At 53.9% G+C, this 19,824-nt stretch carries 19 protein-coding genes; 12 read left to right on the top strand and 7 right to left on the bottom strand.

The features are described from left to right. Positions 1-89: 89 nt before the first annotated feature. The 6 genes from NDQ72_00470 to fliF are packed head-to-tail and all read right to left on the bottom strand — an operon-like array spanning position 90 to position 8,622. The gene (locus tag NDQ72_00470; protein ID WKD28455.1) at positions 90-3,188 is read right to left on the bottom strand and encodes a flagellar hook-length control protein FliK; all 3,099 of its coding nucleotides are present in this window, start codon (positions 3,186-3,188) and stop codon (positions 90-92) included. Between the two features lie 23 nt (positions 3,189-3,211). After that, on the bottom strand, positions 3,212-3,664 hold the full coding sequence (gene fliJ / locus NDQ72_00475; protein ID WKD28456.1) for a flagellar export protein FliJ: 453 nt from the start codon (positions 3,662-3,664) through the stop codon (positions 3,212-3,214). A 2-nt stretch (positions 3,665-3,666) separates the two neighbouring features. Continuing rightward, positions 3,667-5,055, bottom strand: coding sequence for a flagellar protein export ATPase FliI (gene fliI, locus NDQ72_00480; GenBank protein WKD28457.1), 1,389 nt, complete (start codon positions 5,053-5,055; stop codon positions 3,667-3,669). Positions 5,056-5,095: 40 nt separating this feature from the next. Continuing rightward, complete coding sequence (locus NDQ72_00485) at positions 5,096-5,866, bottom strand: flagellar assembly protein FliH (protein ID WKD30321.1); 771 nt, start codon at positions 5,864-5,866, stop codon at positions 5,096-5,098. Continuing rightward, the gene (fliG, locus tag NDQ72_00490) at positions 5,859-6,866 is read right to left on the bottom strand and encodes a flagellar motor switch protein FliG (GenBank protein ID WKD28458.1); all 1,008 of its coding nucleotides are present in this window, start codon (positions 6,864-6,866) and stop codon (positions 5,859-5,861) included. Before fliG ends, NDQ72_00485 begins: the two co-directional genes overlap by 8 nt. Then, positions 6,859-8,622: a flagellar M-ring protein FliF gene (gene fliF / locus NDQ72_00495; GenBank protein ID WKD28459.1), complete on the bottom strand. Its 1,764-nt coding sequence runs from the start codon at positions 8,620-8,622 to the stop codon at positions 6,859-6,861. The genes fliG and fliF overlap by 8 nt, the downstream gene beginning before the upstream one ends. Positions 8,623-8,879: 257 nt before the next feature. Here fliF and fliE point away from each other — a divergent pair, with 257 nt between their 5' ends. Further along, complete coding sequence (gene fliE / locus NDQ72_00500; protein WKD28460.1) at positions 8,880-9,206, top strand: flagellar hook-basal body complex protein FliE; 327 nt, start codon at positions 8,880-8,882, stop codon at positions 9,204-9,206. Positions 9,207-9,337: 131 nt separating this feature from the next. On the opposite strand, the gene NDQ72_00505 is transcribed toward fliE, so the two are convergent. Beyond that, positions 9,338-9,706 carry a flagellar protein FlaG gene (locus NDQ72_00505; protein ID WKD28461.1) on the bottom strand — a complete coding sequence of 123 codons (369 nt, stop codon included), beginning with the start codon at positions 9,704-9,706 and terminating at the stop codon, positions 9,338-9,340. Between the two features lie 230 nt (positions 9,707-9,936). On the opposite strand from NDQ72_00505, the gene NDQ72_00510 reads away from it, so the two are divergent. From NDQ72_00510 to cheW, 11 genes are all read left to right on the top strand, one after another. Continuing rightward, a complete protein-coding gene (locus NDQ72_00510; protein ID WKD28462.1) occupies positions 9,937-11,628 on the top strand; it encodes a PilZ domain-containing protein in 1,692 nt (563 codons plus the stop codon). 195 nt (positions 11,629-11,823) lie between these two features. After that, positions 11,824-12,240 carry a flagellar export chaperone FliS gene (fliS, locus tag NDQ72_00515; GenBank protein WKD28463.1) on the top strand — a complete coding sequence of 139 codons (417 nt, stop codon included), beginning with the start codon at positions 11,824-11,826 and terminating at the stop codon, positions 12,238-12,240. Positions 12,241-12,248: 8 nt separating this feature from the next. Next, the gene (gene fliT / locus NDQ72_00520) at positions 12,249-12,656 is read left to right on the top strand and encodes a flagellar protein FliT (protein ID WKD28464.1); all 408 of its coding nucleotides are present in this window, start codon (positions 12,249-12,251) and stop codon (positions 12,654-12,656) included. Continuing rightward, positions 12,653-13,882: a flagellar hook-length control protein FliK gene (locus NDQ72_00525; GenBank protein ID WKD28465.1), complete on the top strand. Its 1,230-nt coding sequence runs from the start codon at positions 12,653-12,655 to the stop codon at positions 13,880-13,882. The genes fliT and NDQ72_00525 overlap by 4 nt, the downstream gene beginning before the upstream one ends. After that, positions 13,866-14,159: an EscU/YscU/HrcU family type III secretion system export apparatus switch protein gene (locus NDQ72_00530; protein ID WKD30322.1), complete on the top strand. Its 294-nt coding sequence runs from the start codon at positions 13,866-13,868 to the stop codon at positions 14,157-14,159. Before NDQ72_00525 ends, NDQ72_00530 begins: the two co-directional genes overlap by 17 nt. A gap of 103 nt (positions 14,160-14,262) precedes the next feature. Beyond that, the gene (gene flhD / locus NDQ72_00535; GenBank protein WKD28466.1) at positions 14,263-14,595 is read left to right on the top strand and encodes a flagellar transcriptional regulator FlhD; all 333 of its coding nucleotides are present in this window, start codon (positions 14,263-14,265) and stop codon (positions 14,593-14,595) included. Beyond that, entirely contained in the window at positions 14,592-15,116 is a 525-nt protein-coding gene (flhC, locus tag NDQ72_00540) for a flagellar transcriptional regulator FlhC (protein ID WKD28467.1), read from the top strand. Before flhD ends, flhC begins: the two co-directional genes overlap by 4 nt. A gap of 228 nt (positions 15,117-15,344) precedes the next feature. Then, the gene (gene motA, locus NDQ72_00545; protein WKD28468.1) at positions 15,345-16,214 is read left to right on the top strand and encodes a flagellar motor stator protein MotA; all 870 of its coding nucleotides are present in this window, start codon (positions 15,345-15,347) and stop codon (positions 16,212-16,214) included. Next, complete coding sequence (gene motB, locus NDQ72_00550) at positions 16,211-17,131, top strand: flagellar motor protein MotB (protein ID WKD28469.1); 921 nt, start codon at positions 16,211-16,213, stop codon at positions 17,129-17,131. The genes motA and motB overlap by 4 nt, the downstream gene beginning before the upstream one ends. Before the next feature lie 43 nt (positions 17,132-17,174). Continuing rightward, positions 17,175-19,274 carry a chemotaxis protein CheA gene (gene cheA, locus NDQ72_00555; protein ID WKD28470.1) on the top strand — a complete coding sequence of 700 codons (2,100 nt, stop codon included), beginning with the start codon at positions 17,175-17,177 and terminating at the stop codon, positions 19,272-19,274. Further along, positions 19,271-19,771, top strand: a complete 501-nt coding sequence (gene cheW / locus NDQ72_00560; protein ID WKD28471.1) for a chemotaxis protein CheW — start codon at positions 19,271-19,273, stop codon at positions 19,769-19,771. The genes cheA and cheW overlap by 4 nt, the downstream gene beginning before the upstream one ends. Positions 19,772-19,824: the final 53 nt, after the last annotated feature.

Raw genomic sequence — 19,824 nt, forward strand, 5'->3', positions numbered from 1 at the left:
CTCATTGGATGAGCCTATCTTTTGGTTTAGTTAAGTGATGTTGCGAGTATCAGTGTCGCCATACCCAACGCTAACTCTGGAATTAAGCATTAAGCATAGAGATCTACACGGCCATCTGGACTGCCTTGGACATCCACCTCGGTAGGTGAAGGGGCACTATCGCTACCTAACTCACCGCCTCGATTGCCAGCTGCTTTTCCTGGCGTTTGCTGGGCAAAAGCCTGCTCATTCGGGGTCTGCTGTTCGCCCACGGAGGTTTCGCCTAATGAAATGCCCTGTTCAGCAAGTGCTTCACGTAGTTGAGGAATGGCTTGCTCAATGGCCTGACGAACAGGGGCGTGTGACGATAAAAAGTGTGCTTGTGTGCCCTGTTCGGTCACCTTAAGCGTGATCGATAATGGCCCTAGCTCAGCAGGGTGAAGCTGCATTTTAACTTGATGCTCACCGCCACGCTGAGCAAACTGAATTAACTGCTGCCCTAACTGGGAAGGCCAAGCGGGGCTGGTAAGCGGCGTGTTTAAGGTCGCTGTCGCTGGGCTGTTAGGCATGGCTTGGTTTGGTGATGTCAGAGATGCAGGTAACGCCTGTTCACTGCCTTTGCTCGCGCCACTGGTGACACTCGCCGCCTCTGCCTCAGCGAATAAGCTGGCCATCGCGTCAGCATTCACCGTCGGCGCTAGTGCAGTATTGAGCGGAGACAGCGCATGCATGCCTGGCTGCATACTCGTAAACGGTTGGGCAGGAATGGTTTCCAGCGATGCCGCAAGTGTCGGGGCGTTAACAGGCGTGGTCGCTGCTTCTGCTGGCAACGCCTTAACACTTGATGGGCGCGAGGCGTTGGTGGCGCCCACTGCTTGCTGTGCTGTGGCTGCCAGGGCACTGGTTAGCGAGGAGCCAACCGCTGACTGAGCCAGCTCACCCGTATTATTGGGTAGCGTTGTGGCTGAACTAGTGGCTGAGCTAGTGACAGGTAACGGCGGCATGACTGACGCAGCAGCGTTGGTTGACGCTTGTGTTGTTGCCTGTGATGTTTCTGCAACGACTCGTTCGCCTGCTTGGGCTACCTGCCCATCTCGCGGAACAACGCTAGTGGGGGCATCTTGCAGCGTAGCGGCGGTGCCATTAGCAGTTAACGGCGGCATCTCGGATGCTGAGACAGCGCTGGGTACCGGTGAAAGACCAAGACCCTGCGGCGTTCCACTGTTTGTCGTGGAAGGCGCTGGCGGTGCAGTTGCTTGTGTTGTTGGCTGAGGCGCTGTTGCTGGTGTCGTTGTCCGTGGTGCTTCAACTGCGGCTCTTTCGCCCGTTTGGGCTATTTGCCCAGCGCTAGTGGGGGTGCCTTGCAACGTAGTGGCGGTGCCATTAGCAGTTACCGACGGCATCACGGATGCTGAGCCAGCATTGGGCGTAGGTGGAAGCCCAAGACCCTGCGGTGTTCCACTGTTTGTCGTGGAAGGCGCTGGCAGTGCAGTTGCTTGTAGTGTTGGCTGCGGCACTGTCGCTGGTGTCGCTGGTGTCGTTGTCCGTGGTGCTTCAATTGCGGCTCTTTCGCCCGTTTGGGCTACCCGAACAGCGCTAGTGGGGGCACCTTGCAGCGCAGCAGCGGTGCCATTAGTAGTTACCGGCGGCATGACGGATGCTGAGCCAGCATTGGGCGTAGATGGAAGACTAAGACCCTGTGGCGTTCCACTGTTTGTCGTGGAAGGCGCTGGCGGTGCAGTTGCTTGTATTGTTGGCTGCGGCACTGTCGCTGGTGTCGTTGTCCGTGGTGCTTCTGCGACGGCTCTTTTGCCCGTTAATGCTACCTGCCAATCACGCGGAGCAGCGCTAGCAGGGGTGTCTTTCAACGTAGTAGCGGTGCCATTAGCAGTTACCGGTGGCATCACGGGTGCTGAGCCAGCATTGGGCGTAGGTGAAAGACCAAGACCCTGCGGCGTTCCACTGTTTATCGTGGAAGGCGCTGGCGGTGCAGTTGTTTGTATTGTTGGCTGAGGCGCTGTTGCTGGTGTCGTTGTCCGTGGTGCTTCAGTTGCGGCTCTTTCGCCCGTTTGGGCTACCCGAACATCACGAGGAGCAGCGCTAGTGGGGGTGGCTTTCAACGTAGTAGCGGTGCCATTAGCAGTTACCGGCGGCATCACGGGTGCTGAGCCAGCATTGGGGGTCGGTGGAAGACCAAGACTCTGCGGCGTTCCACTGTTTATCGTGGAAGGCGCTGGCGGTGCAGTTGCTTGTAGTGTTGGCTGTGGCACTGTTACTGGTGTCGTTGCCCGTGGTGCTTCAGCTGCGGCTCTTTCGCCCGTTTGGGCTACCTGAACATCACGTGGAGCAGCGTTAGCGGGAGTAACTTGCAATATAGCGACTTGGCCGTTAGCAGGCGGCACTGCAGATGAAACGGCGCTATTGGCAGCCGCTGCAGTAGATGTTTGTGGCGTCGCAGGCTGGTTGGCGGTTAGTGCTTGAGTGTGAACTTGGCCTTGCAACCGTGCTAGTTGAGTAGGCTCCGTGGCTAACGCGTGATCAGACAGCGCCGCGGGTATCGCGAGGGGCGTGCGATCAAGGAAAGAAGTGGCGGTAGTTAACGTGTTGGCAGGCGCACGTTGGTTGGGTGACGTTTGGGTCGTCGCCTTACTTAAGCTTGCTGCTGAGGGCGTCGCAGGGTTAGCAGACTGTGCACTGGAGCCCGCAGGATTTGCGGTTGACGGCGTAGAATATGACGCGATGAGGGCTAAGCGCGATGCGACTTCTGCGATAGTCATCTGCGTGGTTGTCTCGATCGTCTCAGTGCCTTCGCTAGCAGGCGACGAAGAAGCCTGTTCTGGTGCCCGGGCTTGTTCTCGCGCTGCTGATGCCGTTTCTAGCGTTTGAGCAAGCGCAACGCTATCAGTACCAGAAGAGAAGATGTCGGTAGCCTGCCCCTGAGTGCTTACAGTGGCCACTATGCTCGACAGTGTTTCCTCATCCAGCTCACTATCAAGTGATGCTAATTGTTCAACGATATCGCTCAGTGAAACTTTGGGGGCGTTTTCTGCCTGGGCGCTAGTGAGGGGGCGGGCCTGCTGGCTTGCAGCCTGCGTAAACGCCTGAAGGAACATGCCTTGCGCCGCACGCGGAGAGCCGGGGGCTGCAGAGGAGCTTGATGACGAGTTAGCTCCCTGGCCCTGCATTGTTAGCAATAGCTCAATAGTCATAAATACAGCTCCTCGGCGCGGCGCTAATGCGCCTTATCATTCGTCTGGCGGGCTAAACGGTTAGTCACAAAGTCATCGCTCGATTTTTGCTCATGACGTTCTTGGCGGCGATGCTCTTCGGATAAGCGTCGTGATGTCAGCGTATCGTAGGAGGAGAGCTTGCGCTGTTCCTGCTGCCAATGCTGTTGGCTTTGCTGTACACGTTTTTGCTGGGCTACAAGCGCTTGCCGTGCCCGGCTGAGGGCGGCATCCAGCGACGCCAGGAATTGCTGATAGTTGTACATGGTGGCAGGGTCGATGCCGTCGCGCATCGCCGTCTGTAAACGCTCGGCATACTCCACGCGATAGCGGTTAAGCGATTGAAGCTGCGCTTCTGTTTGTTGCTGCGTTTGTCGTTCTTCTGCCAATAATTTCCCGGCTTTATCCCGTGCATCACGGGCTAAGCCTGTCAGCATGTCGAGCTGTGAATGACTCATCGCTAACCTCCCACTACCGCGTGCAGTGCTTGGCGTGATGCTTCAAGCGTTGCACACTCATCAATGTTTTGCTGAAGAAACCGTTCCAATGACGGGAAGCGGTTCACCGCCTCGTCCAGTCTTGGATCGTGCCCTGGGCTATACGCCCCTACGCTGATCAAGTCACGATTGCGCTGATAGCGTGAAAAGAGTTGTTTAAAGGTGCGGGCTTCTTGAAGCTGTTCAGGAGAGCTAATGGCGGTCATCGCACGACTGATCGAGGCTTCAATATCAATCGCTGGATAGTGGCCCGCTTCGGCTAGCGTGCGAGAGAGCACGATATGGCCATCAAGAATTGCCCTGGCTGAGTCGGCAATAGGATCCTGTTGATCATCGCCTTCAGTCAGCACCGTATAAAAAGCGGTGATTGAACCGCCGCCGCGCTCAGCGTTTCCAGCGCGCTCGACAAGCCCGGGTAGCTTAGCGAACACCGAAGGTGGGTATCCCTTGGTGGCGGGCGGCTCGCCAATCGCGAGCGCAATCTCACGCTGTGCCATGGCGTAGCGGGTCAGCGAATCCATAATCAGCAGAACGTTTCGCCCCGCATCGCGAAACCCTTCGGCCAGCCGCGTTGCGTAAGCGGCCCCTTGTAGGCGCTGGAGTGGTGACGTATCCGCGGGCGCTGCCACGACCACCGCACGCCTGCGACCCTCAGGCCCCAGGATATTGTCGATGAAGTCCTGTACTTCACGGCCCCGCTCGCCGATAAGTCCCACTACGATGACATCCGCCTGGGTATAGCGCGCCATCATGCCTAGCAGCACGGATTTACCTACCCCTGAGCCAGCAAAAAGCCCCATACGCTGCCCACGGCCAACGCTCAGTAATGCGTTGATGGCGCGGATGCCAACGTCAATCTGGGCATCAATAGGCGCTCGGGAAAGCGGGTTAAGCGGCGTCGCATTAAGGGTTGCGCGAGGCGTATCCTCAAAGCTTTCACGGTCATCTAGCGGGTTGCCATTGCCATCGAGCACTCGCCCCAGCAGGTCATCGCCAATCGGAAAACGTCGGGCGCTGTGGCCACTGCCATCACTAAGCGGAGAGACTCTGGCGCCTGGCATAAGGCCAGAAACTTCTTCTAGCGGCATAAGAAATAGCTTGTCACCAGAAAAACCAACGACTTCTGCTTCTGCATGTTTGTCGCTATCGTTCAACCGCCCATCTGCACCAGGTAATTCAATGCGGCAAGCACTCCCCACCGCCACACGTAACCCCACGACCTCAATGACCATGCCCGTGGCCCGTATCACACGGCCACTGGTGCGGTAGTGAGGCAGCTGGCTGACGCGCTGCGTTGTACGGTGCAGTGCTTTGCGCCAGCGGTAGAGGTGAGGGCAAGTTGCCTCGCTCATTGCATTACCTGTTTCATCAACGTGTGCATTTACCTTTGTATTAACGAGTAGAAGAGGGGGAATCACTGTTGTGATGGCGTTTACGTAACTGGGCAACAACTGACTGCCAGCGGCTTTCAAACGTAGCGTCCAGCTCTCCTTGGGCACTGGTGATCCGACACCCGCCACGTGCGAGCTGATCATCTGGCTGAAGCGACCAACTGGCTGCTTGTAGCTCGCTACCGAGATGCTCTTTAACCAGCGCATGATCTTGCGGATTAAGCCAAAGACGTTGCTGGCCTACGAGCGGTGGCTCGGTATGGAGCAGTTCACGAACGATCTCAAGAATTTGTTCAGGGCTCTCTTGCAGCGCGTCTGCGGCTAACTGCTTGCCGGTTGCCAGCGCGAGTTCGGCGAGGTCGTGTGCCACCGTTTCATCAATACGCTCTAGCGCATCAGCAAACTGTTTTGCCAGTGAGTGTAGGGGCGCCACGGTTTTGCGTATGTGTTGCTCTAGCTCTGTCTCTGCCTGGGCGCGCCCTTCGCTAAGGCCTTGTTCAAGACCTTCTTGATGGCCTCGGGCTAAGCCATCCTGATAACCCGCTTCCTCGGCTTCCTGGCGAAAGCGTTCGTAAAGCGCCTGGCGTTCCTGCTCTTCACGTTGGCGTGCCTGCTCGGCTGCTTTCTTGGCAGCCTCTACTTTGCGTTGCTGGGCGGAAGGCGTTGGTATGCCGCCCGGTGGTGAGCCTGTCTTCGGTTCAGCCAATTCATCCATCTGCCAGCGCCGCCAACTACCGTGACGGTCAAATTCCGGCGTTTTGGCGTTAGACATACTCATCGTCCCCGCCTGCTAAGACGATCTCACCGGAATCCGCCAATCGGCGTACCACCTGCAAAATAGCTTTCTGCTCGGTCTCTACCTGTGAAACGCGAATAGGACCTCGGGCTTCCATATCTTCGCGAACAAGATCCGCTGCCCGCTGCGACATGTTGCGCAGGAACTTGTCGACCAAGGCTTCTTGGGCGCCCTTGAGGGCCACCACCAGAGAGTTGGTTTCGACTTCTTGGAGCACCATCTGAATGGCACGGTTGTCCAGGTCGAGTAGGTTCTCGAACAGGAACATTTCGTCGATAATTTTTTGCGCCAAATCTTCGCTGTGTGAGCGCACGGTTTCGATGGCGACTTCTTCTTGAGACGAATTCATCAAGTTGAGAATTTCGGCTGCCGTTCTTACGCCACCCATCTTGCTGCGCTTGAGGTTTTGGCCATCCAGCATGCTGGTCAGTACTTCTGTTAGCTCTTGCAGCGCGGCTGGCTGAACGCCGCTGAAGGTTGCGATACGCAATACCACATCGTTACGCAGCTTCTCTTCAAACAGCTCAAGAATATCGGCCGCTTGGTGCCGGTCCAGGTGAACCAGAATAGTGGCGATAATCTGCGGATGTTCGTCACGAATCAGCTCAGACACCATGGAGGCTTCCATGAGATTTAGCGCATCAATGCCTGAGTTGCCGCCCGTGGTCTCGAGAATATCTTCGATAAGGCTGGTGGCACGTTCACTCCCCAGCGCTTTGGTGAGTACCGAGCGAATATGCTCACTAGAGTTGAGGTTTAGCGCCACAAACTCTTCGCTTTCTTTATGGAAGGCTTCCAGCACTGCTTTCATGTCTTCGTGTGAGACTTGATGCAAGCGGGCCATTTCCAGACTGATGTCTTGTACTTCGCTAGCGCTGAGGTACTTGAAGACCTCCGCCGCGCTATCTTCGTCCAGCGCAAGCAAGAGAATGGCGCTTTTGCGTGCACCGGTCATCTCGGCAATCGGGCTACTCATGAGTGTTCATCCAGCTGCGGATAATCATTGCGACCATACGGGGATCTTCCTGGGCCATTTCACGCAGGTCGTTAAGATTGTGTTCGTACAGCGAGGTTTTGCGCCGCCGTTTGGGCTTGTTGCTGTAGGTATCCTCGTTCTCACCAGACGCAGATGCCTCGTTCTCTTGCTCATCTTCTTCGCTTTCGCCTCCAACGCTGGCGCTAAACGTACTGCCAGGCATGGCGGCAGCCATCACCGGTGGCTGGGTATAGCGCTTGATCAGTGGCCGTAGAATCAGCAAATAGAGCAATAGCGTTGCCAGGGCGACAAGCAGATAGCGGCCCAAGGTTGAGGCAATCGACAGGGTCTCTGGCTGTTGCCACCAAGCGACGTCAGACGCGCTGTCATCGACACTGACGAACGGCGTGTTGACGACTTCCACCTGATCGCCACGCGCTTGCGAAAAGCCCATAGCCTGTTGAACCAAGCGCTCCAGCTGAGCAACCTCTTCTGGGCTTAGCGCAACTTGCTCTGCTTCGCCCTCGTCATTAATAACCTGACGGAAGTTCACGACAACCGCTGCCGATAGGCGCTCTACCTGGCCAAGGCGGTGCTGAATGTGTTCAATGCTGCGGTCAACTTCATAGTTCACCACGTCATCTTGACGCAGGTTCTGTAAGGCGTTTTCAGGTACTTCGGCATCCTCTTCATCAGCGTCGGGCTGATTGATTGGTGATGGCGCTACACCAGGAGGGGTGTTGCTTAATGCCCCTGGAATACCTGTCGCCAGAGGATCCTCGCCATCGTACGACAGGCTGAGCTGACGGCTGCGAACCGCGGACTCATTGGGGGCTTGGTTGGGGGCGTAGCGCTCTGAAGTCTGCTCGCGGCGAGAAAAATCGATCTGTGCCGCTACCTGGGCGCGTACGTTGTCATTGCCAAGAATGGGAGACAGGATATTTTCAATACGACGCTGATAGGAGCGTTCGACTTCTGCGATGTAAGCCAGCTGAGAGCCATCCAGGTCGTTTCCTTGTGACGCTGTAGACGAAAGCAGGCGACCATTTTGATCCACAATGGTGACATCTTCCGGTGCCAGTTCAGGGACACTGCTGGATACCATATGGACGATAGCGCTGACTTGCCCCTCGCCCAGAACACGCCCAGGCAACATCGTCAGTACAACGGAGGCTTTAGCTGGCTCACGATCGCGGATAAAGACCGACGGCTTGGCCATCGAAAGATGAACGCGAACCTTATCGACGGGACCCAGTGATTCAATGGAGCGAGACAGCTCGCCTTCGAGGCCACGTTGAAAGTTAACTTGTTCAGCAAACTGGCTGATACCAAAGGCTTGATTCTCCATCAGCTCAAAGCCCAGATTACCGCCACGGGGCAGCCCTTGCTCAGCAAGTTGTAACCTTAGCGTGTGCACCTGATCGCTGGGTATTAACAGCGCTTGACCGCCCTCGCTGAACTGATAGGGAACGCCGCGGCTGTCCAGCTCCGCAATGATACGTCCACCATCGGCTTCATTCAGGTTGCTATACAGAACCCGATATTCAGGGCTACTGGCCCACATGAAAAGGGCAGCAATAATCGCAATAGAAGCTGCAGCAGCGACCAACAGCACAACCAACGGGTTGCCACGCAGCTGTTTTAACGTGCGCTGAGCCGTCGTGGGGCTTTTGGTGTCATTGTCTGCCGTTCCGCTGCGGGGTGCGTGTTGTGTCGTACTATTCTGACGGCCTGCCGTAGCACCAGTTTCGCTCATGCGTGCCCCCACGAGGACAGGCAAAACTGATGACGGCTCAGGCGCATCACCAAAGAAGGCATAGGCTAATATCCGTCAATCGCGGTTATCCGCTAAAAAGATGAAGCGGAATTGTGATGGACGCCATTATCCTGTGGCAGGTCGAGCATAAATGAACGAACAGGTTGTCTTTTAAGGCGTATTTGTACGTATGAGTGTTCTGCTACCAGTGATAGGCTTTTGGTATTACTTCACCTTCCTCCGGATGAGGCGTGCTTATGAGTTCCCCTGCCATACAATCAGCGCTGCAGCAAATGCAAGGTTTAGCTACCCAGGCCGCCCAGCCTATCAAGGGTGAGCAGGTTGCCACGGCGGTGGGTCAGGGCAGTTTTGGTAGTGAGTTGCAGGCGTCTATTCAGCGTATCAATCGCTTACAGCAGGCTGCTAACACAAAGGCGACGGCTTTTCAGGCAGGCGAACCGAACGTTGAACTAAATGACGTGATGGTCGATATGCAGAAGGCGAGCGTTGCTTTTCAGATGGGCCTTCAAGTGCGTAATCGCTTGGTAACGGCCTATCGCGACGTAATGAATATGCAGGTGTAGATAGCGTTTATTCGTTGGCGTCGAAAAAAGCGAGTAACAAGCGCTAATGACAACGGTGGGTAATTGATTGGCGGGTGGCGTCAGCAAGAGAGATCACTGGTCATGACGAAGTAACCTCTCCTATCGCTTGATCAGGCTTCTAAAGAAATAATTCGTCCTTGTAACTCTTCCAGCCGCTCTGTGACGAGCAACACCTCTTCGGCTGGTATTTGGCGAATAACATCACCGGTTTCGCGGTCGATGACTTTCGTGATGACGCGCCCGGATTGCTCACTCAGTACAAATTCCAATCCCCGTGGCCGAAGTGTTTCGTTGATCCGCTGTATAGGCGCCGCAAGTGACTCTTTGCTCACGCTGCGGAGTTCGGGCTGCTCTCCGACAGCGCCCGTGATGCCAGGTGCCTGCTGTGACGATGTTGTTGGATTGGTTGATTGGTAGTCGGTTGATTGATAGGGAGTTGTTGCTATCGAGATTAGCTCATCAATTAACAAGGGGCCCATAGACGGAATCCTTTAGATAAAAGCCACGCGGCGTGGTGGCAACAAGGTGATAAGGCCGTCGAGTCGTCGCTATAGGCCTCTTCACTACTATCGGCCGGAGAGCTACAAACTTTATTTTTGCATAGCGTAGGACTGTGATCGTTATAACGACAGCCCAAAAGCTTCTGATATGCTCTGTCGCCTTTTTGTGGGTGTGACGTAATAACAACGTGGTAGCGAGCGAGACGAGAATGTCAGTCCAACAAGATGAATATGAAAGAGTTACCAGTCCAACGGCCGTAAGCTCTCTTTTAAATACCATGATCGAGGGTGGTGGGGTGTCGCTTTGCTTGGCCTCCGCTGATGCACACCCAGAACCTATCGTGTTAATGGAGCAGTACGCCGGCAAGACGCTAGTGATGGACTTATCCTCGGTCGATCATTTGTTAAACCGCTTACAGCAAGGTGAGCTTTTTTTCCTGCGCGGCCACTCTCAGGGCAAAGTGGTGCGCACGCCATTTCTGTCGTTAACCGAAACCCGCCATGCAGGGGGGCGCTTTTTATGTTGTAGCGACTACCCTGCGACCCTGGAAGTGCTCCAGCGCCGCGAATCGTTTCGCGCTGAGCTGCGTTTAGGTATGGTCGTGCCCGCTTCAATATGTGGCGAAAGTGATAGCGGGGTTGACGGGGAGCTACGCGATCTTTCCCAGGATGGCTGCCAAATAGAGCTGCCGCTGACTGCCAGTGGCGTGTTGGCTGACGCTGACCTGCCGCTAACGCTCGCCTTTACATTCCCAGATGGCACCTATTTTGAAGTGCAGGGTGTTCCGCGCCATCAAAAAATCGATCCTGAACGGCACTTATTGCGCGTGGGCTTCCGCTTTACGAATTGCGCTGCCGAGCAAGAGCGACAAATTTGGTATTTTGTCTGTGAAATCGAGCGCGAAGCCGCCCGCTATAGAAAAGAGGCGCAGGATGATCGTCAGCCATCGCCGCTATTTGAGCAGCCTGGCAAACGTACGGCAGGGAGTGAGCATGTCGGGCGGCGCGATATTCGCCGCTATGCAACACCCATGGCGCGGCGCTTAGTGAAAATAGCGGCTTACCTGGATGCCCAACTGCTGCTTTTACAGCAAGGTAGCGACATCGATTCTCGCCAGCTATCACGTAATGCAGACCGTCTTTTGTTGCTCCATGAAGATGACCGGGAGGCGCTGCTGTTTGCGACGCGCTGCTTGTCGCCAGAGCCGCTGCTTGTTCGTCATGGGATTGCAGTCGCCGTGCATTTGCTCGATTTGGTGGGGGCAAATATGCCCCGTGATGTGCGCAAAGCGGTTGTAGCGAGTGGTTTGGTGCATGATCTTGGCAAAGCGCTTGTTCCGCAAATACTGTTCAAGGCGCCACACTTCGAGGCCACTCATCGCCAAGCCATGAGTGAGCATGTGGCGTTGCTGTTAGATCGTCTTCAGCACTGTCAGTGGCTTTCTGCTGCCGTTGCCCAAGCGGTGATTGGTGGTATTAACGAACGGTTGGATGGTAGTGGCTATCCTGATGGCTTAACCGGTAATGATATTAACGAGCTAGCGAAAGCGAGCGCAGTGGTCGATGTGGTAGAAGCGATGCGACGTGATCGAGCTGATCGACCTGCTAAAACGGCGCAGCAAATATACCGTCATTTGCTGAGCCGCCCTCACCAATTTGATCCCCGCTGGACCAAGCGCTACATCGAGCATTTCAAACCACTGCCGGTGGGGTCGCTGGCGTATTTTTCCAGTGAACAAATGGCTTGGATTGTTCGTCTTGACGAGCAAGGTGCGCCGGCTGAAGTGGCGTTGACTCGTCAGGCAGAGGCGCCCATGCGCGAGACGTTGGGCAATACGCTGCGTGGAGACGTTCTAGAAAGGTTGGGTAAGCCAACACGTGAAGTGGCGGTGTCTACGTAGCCGTTTACTGCTTGGCAAAGAGAGCGAAATTTTCTGAGCGAAAAGTAAGGTAAACATTAAAGTCTATTAGTCCGGCGCCGATACTAGTTATAACCGAGTCAATAAGCTCGATTTTGGACGCGAAACAGCTAACGAGAAACAGCGCAGTCGTTGATTGTGTGGCTGTTGTTCACATTAATAAAGGAGAGCCCGCTTATGACATACTCCCGCGGTGGCGCCGCTTATGGCCGAGGTGCCAATGCCTACGCCCGCGTTGGCGTGGAAAGCGGCGTTATGTCAGCTGATCCTCATCAGCTTATTGTAATGCTGTTTGATGGTGCTCAGGCGGCCATCCGTGCGGCGCGTATTCATATGCAGGCAGGTCACACGGCTGAAAAAGGGAAGTCGATTTCCAAGGCCTTGGATATTATTAACAATGGCTTGGTAGCTGCGTTGGATCAAGAGAAGGGCGGCGATATTGCTGAGCGTCTTGCTTCTCTTTATGACTACATTTCCCGCTTATTGTTAGCCGCAAATCTGCGAAATGATGAAGATAGCCTTAACCAAGCAGAACGTTTGCTTGAAGACATCGCCTCTGCATGGCGTGAAATCGGTCAACAGCAAAGTGCGTGAGGCAAAGCATGTCGGCTTCTGAAACTGCTCGTGAAAATGCCCAGCAAGCGCTTATTGAAGCGTACGCCAAGCTACTCATCTGTGTGACAAAAATGCACGAGCTCGCGCATGCGGAGCAGTGGGCAGAGCTTATCGAGCAGCGTACTCACTATGTGATGTCAGTTGAAGCGTTGCGTCAGCGCGATGAAGAAACCGTACTTGATGATGATGGGCGGAAGCGAAAAGCAGAGTTGCTGGAGAGCATTCTTGAGCATGATGTTGAAATTCGTCGTCGTTTGGTGGCTAGGCGAGATGAGCTAGGCAAACTGATCGGTGTTTCTCAACGTCAGCGAAGTCTGCATCGTGCTTATGCGCCTCAGCAAGGTGATGCGGCGCTTTTCGATACCGGTAGCGATCAGGAGAAGGGGGCTACGTGAGTGGCATTACGCCACTTATCGATACGCTCATGCACCAAGTGCTTGGGCGTAAGGGTGAGCTGTCCCAGCGTCCTCTTAACGCGCCCGTGCAACCAGTACCGCCGGGTGAGGGGCCGCGTGCACTGCAAGGCGATTCAAGCTTGGATGGGCGCCCTCTAACATCGCCACTCGATGATCTTAGGCGTCTATCCACCTCACTTGATGGGCAACGGCTGCCCACTGCGAAGGGAGAGGTAGCCAGCACACCACTAGGCTCGACGCAAACACACTTTAGCCCGGCGGCACGCACCATCGCCGATGTATTGCTGCGCTTTCCCGCACCACCGGCGATGATACGCCCGCAGGCGCCATTGATGGGATTGGAGGAAGCGCCCTCTGCTACGGTACTAGCAAGTCGGTTAGAAAGCAGCGTTCGGGATAGCGGACTGTTTTACGAATCGCATTTAAAGCGATGGTTTCAAGGGGACTCTCCCCGACAACAATTGCTGCGAGAGCCGCAGATGCAGCCAGGCCCACGACCTCTGCTGCCTGCCAGTCTGGCCACGTTTGTAATGCCTCCTTTTGCGGCAAATGCCACATTGGGTGCGAGTAATACAAACGTTGCCATATTGCCGAATTCGCTGCTGATACCTGTGGCAAGTGATCAAGCTGGTGTGATGCGCACAACCGCGCTTATGCCAGTGGATAATACGTTGCCAGCAGGCACGCAGCGTGAAAGTGTGCTTGCCAATGTCTCTGCGAGCGCTTCCGCCAGCATTGATATGGCAAGCGCGCGAGCCATGGAAGAGAGTTCGCTAGTGCGCGGTGGTCGTGAGATTGTGCATGAAAGTTTGCAGAGCCTGGTGCGTCAACAGCTCGATATGCTCGTGATGCCTGTTATTCGCTGGGAAGGTGATGTTTGGGCCGGTATTTTTATGGCATTGGTCATTCATATGCCCACCCGGGAAGGTGAGCGCGAAAGCGCCCAGCAAGAAGCAGAAGGTGATGGTGTCTGGCAGTCAGATATGCAGCTCGACGTGCCTAATCTGGGAGCGTTCAGTGCATCACTCAGACTTTACCAATCAGTGTTAAGCATTGATCTGACCACGGATACTGCGTCGACTTACCAGTCTCTGGAGCTGGGGAGTGAGCGTTTGGAAAAACGTCTGCAGGCGTTAGATTTTCGCAGTGTTCAGGTGAAAGCACACTATGCCACCTTGGAGAGTCATGATGGCGACCTCGGGTGAACATCGTCGTCAAGCCGTCGCGCTAGCCTATCAAGATAAAGATCAGGCACCGAGAGTGATCGCAAAAGGTTACGGCGAGCTGGCGGAGCGGATTATGGCGGAGGCTCAGCGCCAAGGTATTTATGTGCATGACGCACCTGAGCTTGTGGCACTGCTGATGCAGTTAGATCTCGATGCCGAGGTTCCTGCAAGTTTATATCAGGTGATTGCAGAGCTTCTTGTGTGGGTATTTGAGTTATCCGAAGAAGGGTTAATTCCTCGGCAAGAGCGTTGGTAGCCAATATAAACGTTGTATGTAACCATGACAGAGGAATGTTAAAAACCTTTAAGGCGTCGATATAAAGTCATAATGAAACGCCCATGCCGTTCGATGGAACACTATGAGTCAAGCCAGCTTTCTCGATGAAATTCAAGAAATTAATTTAGCGTATTTACTTCTCGCGCAGCGCCTATTGGTCGAAGACCGTGAGGCAGCGATGTTTCGCTTAAAAGTAGACAGTGAGCTTGCCGATCTGCTGGTGTCTCTAAATGCTCGGCAGTTGACGAAACTGGCACGCAATAATCAGCTGATATGCAGGCTAAGCCAAACGAGCGTCCATCAACTGCGCAAAATTACTCAGAATCCTCGGGATCAAGGTCTTTCAGGGTTACATGCTTCTTTGTTGTCGGCTTGTGAAGAGTTTGAGGTGTTTCCAGTAGGAGAGTCCGAGTGAGTCAGAAAAGCTTGGTTGATGAAATGCACCAAGTACAACTGGCCATAGAGCTGATTGAGTTAGGTGCACGCTTACAAGTACTAGAGACCGAGACAGATCTAAGTCGCACGCGCTTGATTAAGTTGTACAAAGAAGTGCGGGGGATGTCGCCGCCTAAAGGTATGCTGCCTTTTTCCGCGGACTGGTTCGTCACGTGGCTGCCAAACGTGCATTCGTCGCTGTTTTACAACATTTACAACAGTATACAAAAAAATACCTGCTGCGAGCGTATTGATGCCTTTGTCAAAGCTTACCGCCTGTATGAAGAGCAGATAAACCTTGAAAACGTTGAACCGGTGCTGGGGCTTACGCGGGCGTGGACACTGGTACGGTTTTTTGAAAGCGACTTGCTGCAGCTCAACATGTGTACGCGTTGTGGGGGGCACTTTGTCGCGCATGCGCATAGCCCCGCTCATGATTATGTTTGTGGTATTTGCCAGCCTCCCTCGCGAGCCGGCAAAACACGCAAGGCGCGGCTTTGAAAGATAAAAAACGGCCACGCCCACAGCGGGTAAGCATATAACCAATAAAGTGCGACTTTAACGTATAGATAGCACCAAAAGGGGTGGGTACTTTTTCATTAGAACTGCCTACGCCCTGCGTATGCTATGGCTAAGAAACGCGTGGAGCGGGACTTTTCTGTGTCTTCTTTTTGAAACACGGGAATATCGCTCCCTTGAGATAAAACTGATACCGCAAGGACACTGCTTGTGCTGATTCCTCTGGGTTATTTGGTCGTACTGCTATCTGTCTTTGGCGGTTATGTGATGGCAGGTGGTAGCTTGGGCCCCCTGTACCAACCCCTGGAGCTGCTGATTATTGGCGGTGCAGGCGTTGGCGCTTTTATTGCTGCCAATAACGGCAAAGCGATTAAAGCCACGTTTAAAATACTTCCCAGGCTCAAACGCACCAAAAAATATAATAAAGCCCTGTACATGGAGTTAATGGCGCTGCAATACAAGATCCTCTCTAAAGTGCGCCGTGAGGGGATGTTGGGCATTGAGCGTGACATTGACAACCCTCAGGAAAGTCCCCTGTTTCAAGAGCATCCCACGGTGCTTGCAGACCCTCATATTATGGATTTTTTAACCGATTATCTGCGGTTAATGGTGAGCGGTGGCATGGAACCGATGGAAATCGATGAGTTAATGCTTCACGAAATCGAAGTATTTGAGCAGGAAGCCCATATTCCCATCGATGCGATTGCCAAAGTCGGTGATGCAATGCCTGCGTTCGGTATCGTAGCGGCGGTAATGGGGGTTATTAAAGCACTGACCTACGCAGATGCCAGCCCTGAACAAATGGGACAAATGATTGCCATGGCGTTGGTGGGCACCTTCCTGGGGATTTTAATGGGCTATGGATTTATTAGCCCTATCGCGAGCTATGCCGAACGGCAAGCCAAAGAAGCAGAAAAAATGCTCCAGTGTATCCGTGTCACGCTACTGGCTAGCCTGCATGGTTATGCTCCTCAGTTAGCCGTCGAATTTGGTCGGAAAGCACTACACAGCACCGAGCGCCCCGGCTTCGCAGAGCTTGAAGAGTATGTTCGCGACGCTAAAAAGGGCGGTAATGCATGAGTAAGGGGGGCGATAAGCGTCCGATTGTTATTCGGCGCAAAAAAGTGGTGCATGCCCACCATGGCGGTGCGTGGAAGATTGCCCTTGCTGACTTTATGACAGCTCTGATGGCGCTGTTTTTGGTCATGTGGATTTTAAGTGTTTCCGACGATGAAACCCGGCGCAGTGTTGCAGAGTACTTCAGCACGCCGTTAATAACGGCAATGACCAGCGGTGACCGATCAGGAAGCACCCAGGTGATTCCGGGTGGTGGCCCAGATCCTACCCACAGCGATGGCGAACGTGCCCGGATTGATATTCTTCAGCATAGCCGTCCCAGTGCTCAGGAGCGGCGCTTCTTTAACAATTTGCAAGAGCGTATTGAGCGGGCCATTGAACAAGACCCGGAGCTGCGCCACCTACGTAGCCAAATGCGCTTTGATTTAACCCGCGAAGGGCTACGTATTCAGCTGCTCGATACGGAGCAGCGGCCCATGTTCGAGTTAGGTAGCGATCAAGTAGCTCCCTACATGCGCAACCTGCTCCGTACGATGGCACCGCTACTCAACGAGTTACCCAATGACTTAAGCATCAGCGGCCACACCGACAGCGTGCCTTATGCCGGTGGTTTTCGAGGCTACAGTAACTGGGAGCTGTCCAACGACCGAGCAAATGCCTCTCGGCGTGAATTAGTTGCTGGCGGACTTGATCCAGATCAACTGCTGCGCGTATCGGGCTTTGCCGATCGTGTCAGGTTGCCTGACACTGCGCCGACAGACCCGGTTAATCGTCGCATTGAGCTCGTTGTCTTATTGCCAGAAATCGCTGAAGCGATTCGTAATCCAGGCGTTATGGGGCTTGATTCCCCATTGCCTGATGCAGATGCGCTTTTAGAAGCGTTGCCACAAAGCGCGTCTCAGAGCGATGAAAGCGAATGAGTAGGGCTTATCACAACACTAAGACGTTTATGTGGAGCGGTGCATGGATATAGCGGATTTTTTTGACACCTTTTTTGAAGAAGCTGAAGAGCTGCTGGCCGATATGGAGCAGCATCTGCTGGAACTGGATGTCGATGATCCGGATAGCGAGCAGCTAAACGCTATCTTCCGCGCCGCCCACTCCATAAAAGGCGGCGCAGGTACCTTCGGCTTCAGCGTGTTGCAGAAAACCACGCACATCTTTGAAAACCTGTTAGATCACGCACGCAAAGGTGAGCTGACATTGCGAGCCGACCTCGTTGATACTTTTTTAGAGGCAAAAGACATCATGCATGAGCAACTCGATGCCTATCGCAACGAGGAAGAGCCCAACCAAGAAGCCTACGAGCGAATTTGCCAGACACTGCAGCAGATCGCGCTAGAAGAAATTGGTCAAACGTTGGATGCACCTGCGGCCCCCGCGCCGGCGGTTGAGAAAAAAGCATCAGCCAGCGCTGAGGCTGCTGAATCCTCTGCGCTAAGCGATCGCCATCTGTTGGTTGCGTTACTGAATGTTAGCGAAAAAGATCGCACGCTGCTGGTGGAAGAGCTGGAGCAACTGGGCGATGTCCAATCCCACTCGGGTGATGAAAAACGTTACGAAGTCACGCTGACAGGTGACGTTAGTGCTGACGATATTGAAGCGGTGATGTGCTTCATTATTGAGCCTGAGCAGATTGAAATTAGCGTGGTAGCCGTTGAAAAAGACGAAAGCGCTAGCCCTGAGTTAGACACGCCAGCGCCAGCAGCCGCGCCGACTGATGCTGTTGAGTCTACTGATAGTGTTGAGCCAGCGGTGGCTAAACCTGCTGACAAAACGCCCTCGCCAGAAAAACCAGCCAAATCCGCCCCCAAAAAAGCGGCCGCAGAGTCTGCCTCGATTCGTGTGTCGGTAGATAAAGTCGACCAAATCATCAATTTGGTGGGCGAGCTGATTATTACCCAGTCGATGCTGGACCAAACGGTCAGTGACCTTGGCGATCAATCTGTTGGCAATAGCTCGCTACAAAATGGCATGAGTCTGCTCCAGCGTAACGCACGCGATCTTCAAGAAGCGGTAATGTCGATCCGCATGATTCCGATGGAATTTGTGTTTAGTCGATTCCCCCGTGTTGTACGTGATACCGCCGGTAAATTGGGCAAAGAAATTGAGCTTATTACCGAAGGTAAGTCCACCGAGCTGGATAAAAGTCTGGTTGAGCGCATTACCGATCCGTTAACGCACCTAGTACGTAATAGCTTGGATCACGGCATCGAAATGCCGGATGAGCGCGAAGCGGTAGGTAAGCCCCGAGTTGGCAAGCTCGTGTTATCGGCACGCCATCAGGGCGGCAATATTCTGATTGAAGTGCGTGACGATGGCGCGGGTATGGATCGTGATCGATTGTTGGCCAAGGCGCGTGAAAATGGCCTAAACGTTTCCGACAACATGCCCGACGAAGAAGTCTTCCAGCTGATTTTTGCACCGGGTTTTTCCACCGCAAAGGAAGTCACAGACGTTTCTGGCCGCGGTGTCGGAATGGATGTGGTCAAGCGGAATATTCAAGGCATGGGTGGCCGGGTTGAAATCCAATCCAAGAAAGGTGAAGGCACCAACACGCGCATCGTGTTGCCGCTGACGCTCGCCATTCTTGACGGCATGTCGATCAAAGTAGGCAGTGAAACCTTTATTTTGCCACTTTCCACGGTGCTCGAGTCGTTGCAGCCTGCCAAAGGCGATATGTATGCCATGGCGGGTGATGATGTAGTGCTTAAGGTGCGCGATGAGTACCTGCCGGTCATTGCGATCCATGAAGTGCTGGATGTGGAAAATGCCATTACCGACCCAACCAAAAGTATTGCCGTGATCGTGCAGGGCGAGGGGCGTCGTTATGCCATGTTGGTCGATGAGCTGATTGGCCAGCAACAGGTGGTTGTGAAGAACTTAGAAGATAACTACCGCAAAGTGCCGGGCGTTTCGGCGGCGACCATCCTTGGTGATGGTAGCGTCGCACTAATTCTAGATATTACAGGTTTACATCGGTTAAGCCGTGCCAAGAAAGAAGCCGGAAAACAGGTGAGTTATCCCCATCTCTCTTATTACCAGGAGGCCGAGCCGTCATGAGCCAGGCAAACAACGGAGCGGTATTGTCCGCCGCAGAAGCCGATAATCGCGAATTTTTGGTGTTCTCTTTGGGAGAAGAAGAGTATGCCATTGATATTCTGAAGGTTCAGGAAATACGCGGCTATGAAAATGTCACGCGTATTGCCAATGCCCCTGATTTTATTAAAGGGGTGACCAATTTGCGCGGCGTCATTGTCCCCATTGTCGATCTACGCATTAAATTTCACCTAGACAGTGTGGAGTACGGTGGCCAAACCGTTGTTATCGTGGTCAATGTCGCCGACCGCGTCGTTGGTATTGTCGTGGACGGCGTTTCCGATGTCATGACACTAACTCCCGAGCAAATCAAACCAGCGCCTGAGTTTGGCGTCACGCTCTCCTCTGATTTCTTGAGCGGTTTAGGCAGTCTTGAAGACCGCATGTTGGTGTTGGTTGATATCGATAAGCTGCTAACCAGCGAAGAAATGGCCTTAGTCGATAGCACTAGCAGCCGCTAACACCTGTGTGACTGGGCACAGGGAGAGTGCCTTCTTAAGCCAAAAAAACAGCC

The organism is Halomonas sp. KG2 (genome assembly GCA_030440445.1).
GTDB lineage: Bacteria > Pseudomonadota > Gammaproteobacteria > Pseudomonadales > Halomonadaceae > Vreelandella.